The following is an 8,774-nucleotide window of genomic DNA, read 5'->3' on the forward strand; positions in this document are numbered from 1 at the left end:
CCGAAGGGCCGGGGGGCCCGTTCGGTCCCGTTCTGTCGTTACGGCGTCCGGACGCCGGGGTGTGCGGGGAGCCGCGCGGCCCGTCCGCGACCGTCCCCGGCCGCTGCCGGCGCGGTCAGACTCCCGCCGCGGGCGCAGTCGCAGCCGCGGTCGACCCGGCACCCCGCCCCGCCGCCGCGGCCACCCGGCCGAGCGCCTCCGCCTTGCCGCACGGGTGCGCCCCCAGCGAGGCCTGCCGCGCCACGATCCCCCGCTCGGCCCGCATCAGCCGCCATCCGCGCCGCAGCAGGAACGGCACGGACTTCCGCCCCTCCCTGAGGTCGCGCAGGAGCCGGCGCCGGAAGGTGGTCGAGGGCCGCCCGCGCAGGCACAGCGCGTCGGCGAGCACCCCGTGCTCGCGCAGCCGCGTCACGATGTCGGCCGCGAAGATCCCCTCCGCGACGAACAGCGGCGTGCCGTCGACGCCGAACAGGGTCGTCCCGGTCCGCGAGCTGGTGGCGATGTCGTACTCCGGCACGGCCGTCCGTCCCGTACGGCACAGCTCGACGACGGCGGCCACGGCCGCGTCCGCGTCCCAGGACAGCGGCGAGTCCCAGTCGATGTCGGGGGAGCCCGGCACGCGCGGCAGGGTGGGGTCGTCGGCCTCCTTGTAGAAGTCGTCCAGGCGCAGCACGGGCAGACCCGTGCGGGCGGCGAGGGAGGACTTTCCTGAACCGGAGGGGCCCGTGAGGAGAACGACGCGGGTCGGGATGGCGGGTGCGGTCACGGGACACCAGTCTGAGGCATCCACCCGGGAGGTGGATGCCCCGGGGAGCTGGTTGGTATCGAGCATCACACCTCAACTACGCTGCGTACTCGACACGACACGTAGTGGTGACGTACGAGAGTGGGACGACATGGCACGAAACGACACCGGCGGGGCCCGACGCGGCCGTGTGCTGCTGCGGGCCGGGCTCACCGCGACCGCCGCGGGCGCGGCGCTGGCCGGGGCGGCGGGCGCGGCCCAGGCGCTGCCGGGCGCGACGGAGACGGTCGGGCGGGCCGTCGCGAACCCCGGGGCGGAGGTGGACGGCACCACGCGTTCCGTCACGGGCGACCTGTCGGCCGGGGTGACCAACGCGCTCGCCCCGGCGAAGACGCTCAGCCTCAACCCGTTCGCCAAGACCCGGGTGGACCCGTTGGACAACGCGGTGGGCACGGAGATCGCGGACTTCAAGCCGATCTCCACGGCGATGGCCACGGGCCCGCTGCACGAGAGCGGCGCGCTCAAGGACTTCCCGGTGGTCGGCGCGGCCACGAAGCTGCTCCCGGGCTGAGGCGGACAGACCGAACGGCGCCACGGGTGGGGGCCCGGGGCGCCGTTCGGGGTTCGTGTCCGCCGGGGCGGCCAGGGCGTGTTGCGCCCTAGTACGCCGAGCCGGAGGCGCCCAGCGACCCGGTCGGGTGCCACACGGTCTTGGTCTCCAGGAAGGCGGTCAGCCGGTGCGTACCGGGATCGGCGGCCCAGTCCGTGGCGGCCGGGCGCAGCACGCGCTTGAGGTTGTCCGCGGCGGCGACCTCCAGGTCGCGGGCCAGCTCGGCCCCCGCCCCGGTGAGGTCGATCGCGTTCACGTCCTGGTGCGCGGCCAGCGGCAGCGCGAGCTCGGCCGTCCTGCCCGACAGGACGTTGACGACTCCGCCCGGCAGATCGGACGTGGCGAGCACCTCGCCCAGCGACAGCGCCGGCAGCGGCACGTTCTCGCCGGCGATGACCACGGCCGTGTTGCCGGTCGCGATCACCGGGGCGATCACCGACACCAGGCCCAGGAACGACGAATCCTGGGGCGCGACGACGGTCACGACCCCGGTCGGCTCCGGAGTGGACAGGTTGAAGTACGGACCCGCGACCGGGTTCGCGCCGCCCACGATCTGGCCGATCTTGTCGGTCCATCCGGCGTACCAGACCCACCGGTCGATCGCCGCGTCGACGACGGCCGCGGCCTTGGACTTCGACAGTCCCTCCGCCTCGGCGACCTCGCGGACGAACTGCTCCTTGCGGCCCTCCAGCATCTCGGCGACGCGGTAGAGGACCTGGCCGCGGTTGTACGCGGTCGCTCCCGACCAGGCGCCGAAGGCCTTGCGGGCGGCGACGACCGCGTCCCGCGCGTCCTTGCGGGAGGACAGCGGTGCGTTCGCCAGCCAGTTGCCCTTCGCGTCGCTCACCTCGTACACCCGGCCGCTCTCGGAACGCGGGAACTTCCCGCCCACGTACAGCTTGTAGGTCTTGAAGACACCAAGACGCGTCGACTCGGACTTCTCGGCCGACTTCTCAGCCGACTTCACGGACGACTTCTCAGCCGACTTCTCAGACATCGAGGTAACCCTCCAGACCGTGCCGGCCGCCCTCGCGGCCGAAGCCCGACTCCTTGTAGCCGCCGAAGGGCGAGGTCGGGTCGAACTTGTTGAACGTGTTGGCCCACACGACACCGGCCCGGAGCTTGCCCGCGACCGCGAGGATGCGCGAGCCCTTCTCCGTCCAGATGCCCGCCGACAGGCCGTACTGGCTGTTGTTGGCCTTGGCGACGGCCTCGTCCGGCGTACGGAACGACAGCACCGACAGGACCGGGCCGAAGATCTCGTCGCGGGCGATGGTGTGCGCCTGGGTGACGTTGGTGAAGAGGGTCGGCGCGAACCAGTAGCCGTTCTCGGGCAGCTCGCACGCCGGGGACCAGCGCTCGGCGCCCTCGGCCTCGCCGGTGTCGGCGAGCGCGGTGATCCGGGCCAGCTGCTCGGCGGAGTTGATGGCGCCGATGTCGGTGTTCTTGTCCAGCGGGTCGCCGAGGCGCAGCGTGGACAGCCGGCGCTTGAGCGCGTCGAGCAGCTCGTCCTGGATCGACTCCTGGACCAGCAGGCGCGAACCCGCGCAGCAGACCTGGCCCTGGTTGAAGAAGATGCCGGTGACGATGCCCTCGACGGCCTGGTCGATCGGGGCGTCGTCGAAGACGATGTTGGCGCCCTTGCCGCCCAGCTCCAGCGTGACCTTCTTGTCGGTGCCCGCCACGGACCGGGCGATGGCCTTGCCGACGGCGGTCGAGCCGGTGAAGGCGACCTTGTCGACGTCCCGGTGCTCCACCAGGGCCGCGCCCGCGTCGCCGTACCCGGTGAGGATGTTGACGACGCCCTTGGGCAGACCCGCCTGGCGGCAGATGTCCGCGAAGAACAGCGCGGTCAGCGGGGTCGTCTCGGCGGGCTTGAGGACGACCGTGTTACCGGTCGCGAGCGCCGGGGCGATCTTCCAGGCCAGCATCAGCAGCGGGAAGTTCCACGGGATGACCTGGCCCGCGACGCCGAGCGGCTTCGGGTTCGGTCCGTAGCCGGCGTGGTCGAGCTTGTCGGCCCAGCCCGCGTAGTAGAAGAAGTGCGCGGCGACCAGCGGGAGGTCCGCGTCGCGGGTCTCCCTGATCGGCTTGCCGTTGTCCAGGGTCTCCAGGACGGCCAGCTCGCGGCTGCGCTCCTGGATGATCCGGGCGATACGGAACAGGTACTTGGCGCGCTCGCGGCCGGGCAGCGCCGACCACTTCTCGAACGCCCGGCGGGCGGCCTTCACGGCCCGGTCCACATCCGCCTCGCCCGCCTGGGCGACCTCGGAGAGGACTTCCTCGGAGCTGGGCGAGACGGTCTTGAAGACCTTGCCGTCGGTCGCGTCGACGAACTCGCCGTCGATGAACAGGCCGTACGAGGGCGCGATGTCGACGACGGAACGCGACTCGGGAGCGGGAGCGTACTCGAAAGCAGACGGCTGCATTTTCCTGTCCATGGTCTCAGTCCACCGTCACGTAGTCGGGGCCGGAGTAACGGCCGGTCGCCAGCTTCTGACGCTGCATCAGCAGGTCGTTGAGCAGCGAGGAGGCGCCGAAGCGGAACCAGTGGTTGTCCAGCCAGTCCTCGCCCACGGTCTCGTTGACCAGGACCAGGAACTTGATGGCGTCCTTGGTCGAGCGGATACCGCCGGCGGGCTTCACGCCGACCTGGACGCCGGTCTGGGCGCGGTAGTCGCGCACGGCCTCCAGCAGGACCAGGGTGTTGGCGGGCGTCGCGTTCACCGCGACCTTGCCGGTCGACGTCTTGATGAAGTCGGCGCCGCCCATCATGCCGAGCCAGGAGGCGCGGCGGATGTTGTCGTACGTGGAGAGCTCGCCGGTCTCGAAGATGACCTTGAGGCGGGCCTTGTCGCCGCACTCGGCCTTCACGGCCGCGATCTCCTCGTACACCTTCAGATAGTGCCCGGCCAGGAACGCGCCCCGGTCGATCACCATGTCGATCTCGTCGGCCCCGGCGGCCACCGCGTCGCGTACGTCCGCGAGCTTGACCGGGAGGGCGGCGCGACCCGCGGGGAAGGCCGTGGCGACGGACGCGACCAGCACGCCCGACCCCTTCAGGGTCTCCTTGGCGGTGGCCACCATGTCGGGGTAGACGCAGACGGCCGCGGTGGCCGGGGTGGTGCGGTCGAGCGGGTCGGGGTGGACGGCCTTGGCGGCGAGCGCCCGGACCTTGCCCGGGGTGTCCGCGCCTTCGAGCGTCGTCAGGTCGATCATCGAGATGGCCAGGTCGATGGCGTACGCCTTGGCCGTCGTCTTGATCGAACGGGTGCCGAGGGACGCGGCGCGCGCTTCCAGGCCCACCGGATCGATGCCGGGGAGCCCGTGGAGGAAGCGGCGCAGTGCCGCGTCCGACGCGGTCGCGTCGGCAAGGGCAGCTGCAGTTGCATTGGTGGGCATGGTCACCAGATGAGCATATCTACGCGCGTAGCGTCCTGTACAGCCCCGCTGACCAGGGCCCCTTTGGAACGCCCGGTTCCGCTCCCTGTCACACCGCTGTGACGAGGAGCGGACAGCTCCGGAGAACAAGATCCTTAAATTTGTCGATGCAGCCCGCCGAAACCTCCAACGGCCCCACTCCGAACGAGAACACAGCGGCATGCGGCTCTTCCCTCTTCCACCACTTGTCTCCTTGGGAGTCGTCATGCGTAACGCCCTCCGCACCGCCCTCGCCACCGCGGTCGTCGCCGGTGTCGCCCTCACCCCGGTCGTCACCGCGACCAGCGCGCTGGCGGCGCCGTCCGTCTCCGCCTCCGCACCGGCCGCGGCCAGCCCCCTGCTCGACGCGTACGACGGCCAGAAGGTCCTCATCCACAAGCAGGGCAAGCTGGGAGTCCTCGCGGTGCTGCGCAACGAGGCCGAGGGTCCCGAGGTGTGGATCCGCGCTGTGGGCGCCGACTGGACGCCGAGCAGGGGCTGGGGTGGCCACGTCTACGCGGTGCTGGACCGGGACACCCTCTCGGCCACCGTCCCGGACGTGAAGGGCCTCAAGCTCCAGCTGCTCGGCGCCTCCGGCGCGGCCCCGGTGCTGAAGGTCACCTCGCCCACGGGCGCGGTCTCCACGTACGCGCTGCCGAAGGCCTCGAAGGACGAGTTCCTCCGCGACCAGACCCTCAAGGGCGGGCTGCACGCGAAGGTCTACCGCGGCGGTGTGCAGCGCAAGTACTACGTGGCCACCGTCCTCAAGGGCACGAAGGTGCTCGGCACCCTCACGGCGGGCGGCGACTTCGCCGACAAGCGGACGGCGGTCTTCGACGGCACCCGGGTGACCCTCGACTCCCACGGCGCCCTCACCTCCGTGCGGGAGGCGGGCGGCGGGGGCCAGGACCTCGGCAGGCGCAAGCTGGCCGACGGCACCTACGGCGAGCTGCGGAAGATGGGCGCGGGCTGGTACGTCCTGGAGCTGGCGGCGTCCAACGGCAAGGAGCGCGGCTCGGTCACGGCGGGCGGACCCGGGGGCGCGGCCGAGAACGGCCGGCAGGTCGGCGGCATGTGGGTGGGCCTCAACTCCGGCGGCAAGGTGGGCTCCTGGCTCAACCCGGCGGGCGGCTTCGACGGCGATGTCGACTACACCAAGGGCTGCACGGCCTTCCGCAGCAGCGGCACCCCCTTCAAGGGGTTGAGCCTGCGACTGTCCAGCGGCCCGAAGGGCTCGGTCGCCGAGGTGACGAACGTCAACGACGGCTCTGTCTACGACCGGCTCTCCACCGGTGACAGGTACGGCCTGCTGGGTGGCGCCGAGGTGCAGGACCTGCCGAGCGGGCCCGTCTTCCGGATGCACGTGCACGGCGGCAAGAGCCCCTGGGCCACCATCAAGTTCCCGAAGAAGCCGGCCGGTGCGGGCTGCGCGGTCACCACCGGGACGACGAACACCACCGGCACCGGCTCCCACACCGCGACCGGGACCACGGCCCAGACCGGCGCCACCGGCGTCCAGGTCGTCCCCAAGGGCGCGGTCGCTGCCGGGGCCGAGGTCAAGGGCGGTGGCAAGGACGACGACAACACCGTGCTCGTCGCCGGGGGCGCGGGTCTCGCCTCGGTCGGCGCGGCCGGGCTCGGGTTCGTGGCGCTGCGCCGCCGGGCGGCTGCGCGCGGCTGACGGCCGTACGTTCCACAGCCCGCCGGGGGCGCCGCCACTGCTGTGGCGGCGCCCCCGTGCGCGTGTTCCGGGCCGGACCGGCGGGCGCGTCCGCGCCCTGTCTCGGCCCGGCTCGAACACGTAGTGCACAATCGGCCCCATGACGAGCCCCACGCCGCCCGCCGAGCCCACCTACGCCGACCGCGTCTACCGCTCACCCGGCGGTATCGCCGGAGGCGTCCTGCTGCTCGCGCTCGGACTCTGGCTGGCCGGGGACGCGATCGTGCAGGGGCACGGAAGCGCGCCCTGGCTGGCTCTGGCCGGGCTGCTGTGCGGTGTGCCGCTGGTCTTCGCGTTCACCGTGCGGCCGGCCGTGTTCGCCAACGACGACCGGTTGCGGGTCCGCAACCCGTTCCGGACCGTGACGCTCCCGTGGGCCGCCGTGGCGGACGTACGGGCCGGGTACTCCAGCGAGGTGTTCGACCAGGAGGGTACGAAGTACCAGCTGTGGTCGATTCCCGTGTCGCTGCGGCAGCGCAAGCGGGCCGCCCGGGCGCAGGTGCGGGACGCTGCGACGGACCCGTACGGGCGTACGTCCACCACCGCCGGTGCCGACGAGAAGTCCCGGCTCGCTTCCGCGGACCGGACGATCCGGGAGCTGCGGGAGCTGGCGGAGCGGAACGCCGGGCGTGCGGGCGCGCAGGGCCCGGTGGCCGTGCGGTGGGCCTACGAGGTCATCGCGCCCGCCATCGCCGGGGCCGTGGTGCTCGTGGTGCTGCTCGCCGTGGCGTGAGGGTTTTCCGGGTTTTCCGGGGTGCGGTGGGGTGGGGTGCCGGAGCGGTCATGTTCCGGGTGCCGGTCGTGGGTGGCTGGTCGCGCAGTTCCCCGCGCCCCTGAGGGGTGGGGGTGCCGTCGTTCTTGAGCCGCGGGCCGTCCTGGGCCTGTCGCGCAGCTCCCCGCGCCCCTGAAGGCGGCCCGCGCCCCTGTCGGTGTCGTCCTACGGAGGCCCCGGCCACACCAGCAGCATGTAGGACCCCAGCCACGCCGAGGACAGCGCCGCCCCGCCCAGGACCAGCAGCGTCACATGGCGGCGGGCCCTCGCCAGGGACACCGCCAGGGGGAGCAGGAGCGGGAAGCCGGGGAGCAGGAAGCGGGCCCGGGGGAAGTAGACGCCGCCGCTGCCCAGGACCACCAGGAGCAGCACCGCCGAGAACGTCAGCAGGGCCACCGGCTGGCGGTCCGCCACGCTCAGCAGGAACAGGGCGCCCGCCAGGATCAGGACCAGCGAGACGACCACCAGGAACAGCGCGGGGGAGCGGTCGTAGACCAGCAGGGTGCGCAGTTCGCGCAGGGTGTCCGCGCCGCCGTCCCACTCGTTCGTCCACAGCCGCTGGACCGCGAAGTAGCCGTCCCAGCGGCCCAGCCGGGCCCCCACCCAGGCGACGAAGGCGAACCAGCCCAGCGGGGCCAGGAGCGCGCCCGTGAGCGGGCCCCGCGCGGGGCCGCCGCGCCGCAGGGCGACCAGGGCCGCCACCGCCACGGCCGCCGCGACCGCGATCCCCGTCGGCCGGGTCAGCCCCGCCAGCGAGGCCAGCGCCCCGGCCGCCACCCAGCGGCCCGTCAGGACGCAGTACAGCGACCACGCGGCGAGCGCCGTGAAGAGCGATTCGGTGTAGCCCATCCACTGCACGACGGCCACCGGCAGCGCGCCCCACAGGACCGTCAGGACCGTGCCCGCGCGCCGGCCGTACAGCCGGTCGCCGACCGCGAAGATCCCCCACGCCGCCGCCGACGAGCAGAGCACCGCCACGGCCAGCCCCACGCTCGCCCGCGAGCCGGGCGTCACGGCCGCCACCGCCTTGATCACGGCCGGGTAGAGCGGGAAGAACGCCAGGTTGTTGTGGTTGAGCCGGGTGCCGAGCTCCCGGTCGTACCCGTGGTCGGCGATGCCGAGGTACCAGTGCGAGTCCCACGAGGTGGCCAGCGTCGGCCAGACGCCGTGGTGCTGGAGGTGCGCCCAGCGGGCGAGGACCGCGAGGCCGAGCAGCCGTACCGCGAGATGGCCCAGGAGCGCGGGCGCGGCCCGGGCGAAGGCGGCCCGGACGGTGGTCCCGAGGAAACGGAGGCCGTCCCCGCCGCCCTGCCCCTGGGGGCTGCGGGCGGCGGGGACGGCACGGCCCGTACGGCTGCGCGTAGGGGCCGCCGGTGAGACGGTCGGGGGCACGGCGGTGCTCCTGGGCTCGGCGGGCGGTTCCGGGCCACCCTTTCTCGGATGATCCGGAAAAGGCCGGGAGCGCTGCGCCGGACGCCGTACGGGATTCACTCGTACGGGTCATGTG

8 protein-coding genes are annotated in these 8,774 nt (G+C 72.8%); 3 read left to right on the plus strand and 5 right to left on the minus strand.

Going from position 1 to position 8,774, the window contains the following annotated elements; translation table 11 throughout:
* Positions 1–115 precede the first annotated feature (115 nt).
* Positions 116–832, minus strand: coding sequence for a uridine kinase (locus ACJA3G_RS22675; RefSeq protein WP_406554864.1), 717 nt, complete (start codon positions 830–832; stop codon positions 116–118).
* A gap of 64 nt (positions 833–896) precedes the next feature.
* Between ACJA3G_RS22675 and ACJA3G_RS22680 the strand changes: the two genes are divergently transcribed.
* The gene (locus tag ACJA3G_RS22680; RefSeq protein ID WP_406554865.1) at positions 897–1,316 is read left to right on the plus strand and encodes a hypothetical protein; all 420 of its coding nucleotides are present in this window, start codon (positions 897–899) and stop codon (positions 1,314–1,316) included.
* Positions 1,317–1,404: 88 nt separating this feature from the next.
* Here ACJA3G_RS22680 and ACJA3G_RS22685 read toward each other — a convergent pair whose 3' ends face one another.
* From ACJA3G_RS22685 to deoC, 3 genes are read right to left on the minus strand one after another with little or no spacing between them, the layout of a single operon-like run.
* Positions 1,405–2,352 carry an aldehyde dehydrogenase family protein gene (locus ACJA3G_RS22685; RefSeq protein ID WP_406554866.1) on the minus strand — a complete coding sequence of 316 codons (948 nt, stop codon included), beginning with the start codon at positions 2,350–2,352 and terminating at the stop codon, positions 1,405–1,407.
* Positions 2,345–3,784, minus strand: a complete 1,440-nt coding sequence (locus ACJA3G_RS22690; protein ID WP_406554867.1) for an aldehyde dehydrogenase family protein — start codon at positions 3,782–3,784, stop codon at positions 2,345–2,347. The genes ACJA3G_RS22685 and ACJA3G_RS22690 overlap by 8 nt, the downstream gene beginning before the upstream one ends.
* A gap of 16 nt (positions 3,785–3,800) precedes the next feature.
* Complete coding sequence (deoC, locus tag ACJA3G_RS22695) at positions 3,801–4,757, minus strand: deoxyribose-phosphate aldolase (RefSeq protein ID WP_406554871.1); 957 nt, start codon at positions 4,755–4,757, stop codon at positions 3,801–3,803.
* A gap of 244 nt (positions 4,758–5,001) precedes the next feature.
* Here deoC and ACJA3G_RS22700 point away from each other — a divergent pair, with 244 nt between their 5' ends.
* Both ACJA3G_RS22700 and ACJA3G_RS22705 read left to right on the plus strand, forming a co-directional pair.
* On the plus strand, positions 5,002–6,456 hold the full coding sequence (locus ACJA3G_RS22700) for a hypothetical protein (RefSeq protein WP_406554868.1): 1,455 nt from the start codon (positions 5,002–5,004) through the stop codon (positions 6,454–6,456).
* A 139-nt stretch (positions 6,457–6,595) separates the two neighbouring features.
* Entirely contained in the window at positions 6,596–7,228 is a 633-nt protein-coding gene (locus tag ACJA3G_RS22705) for a PH domain-containing protein (protein ID WP_406554869.1), read from the plus strand.
* A gap of 204 nt (positions 7,229–7,432) precedes the next feature.
* On the opposite strand, the gene ACJA3G_RS22710 is transcribed toward ACJA3G_RS22705, so the two are convergent.
* Positions 7,433–8,659 (minus strand): hypothetical protein, encoded by a 1,227-nt coding sequence (locus tag ACJA3G_RS22710; protein WP_406554870.1) that lies wholly within the window; start codon positions 8,657–8,659, stop codon positions 7,433–7,435.
* Between the last annotated feature and the right edge of the window lie 115 nt (positions 8,660–8,774).

The organism is Streptomyces sp. YS-3, from assembly GCF_045257485.1.
Classification (GTDB): domain Bacteria; phylum Actinomycetota; class Actinomycetes; order Streptomycetales; family Streptomycetaceae; genus Streptomyces.

Coding starts and splice junctions, on each gene's coding strand:
- ACJA3G_RS22685 (WP_406554866.1), bottom strand. CDS start 2,352: ATGTCTGAGAAGTCGGCTGAGAAGTCGTCCGTGAAGTCGGCTGAGAAG.
- ACJA3G_RS22680 (WP_406554865.1), top strand. CDS start 897: ATGGCACGAAACGACACCGGCGGGGCCCGACGCGGCCGTGTGCTGCTG.
- deoC (WP_406554871.1), bottom strand. CDS start 4,757: ATGCCCACCAATGCAACTGCAGCTGCCCTTGCCGACGCGACCGCGTCG.
- ACJA3G_RS22700 (WP_406554868.1), top strand. CDS start 5,002: ATGCGTAACGCCCTCCGCACCGCCCTCGCCACCGCGGTCGTCGCCGGT.
- ACJA3G_RS22675 (WP_406554864.1), bottom strand. CDS start 832: ATGCTCGATACCAACCAGCTCCCCGGGGCATCCACCTCCCGGGTGGAT.
- ACJA3G_RS22705 (WP_406554869.1), top strand. CDS start 6,596: ATGACGAGCCCCACGCCGCCCGCCGAGCCCACCTACGCCGACCGCGTC.
- ACJA3G_RS22690 (WP_406554867.1), bottom strand. CDS start 3,784: ATGCAGCCGTCTGCTTTCGAGTACGCTCCCGCTCCCGAGTCGCGTTCC.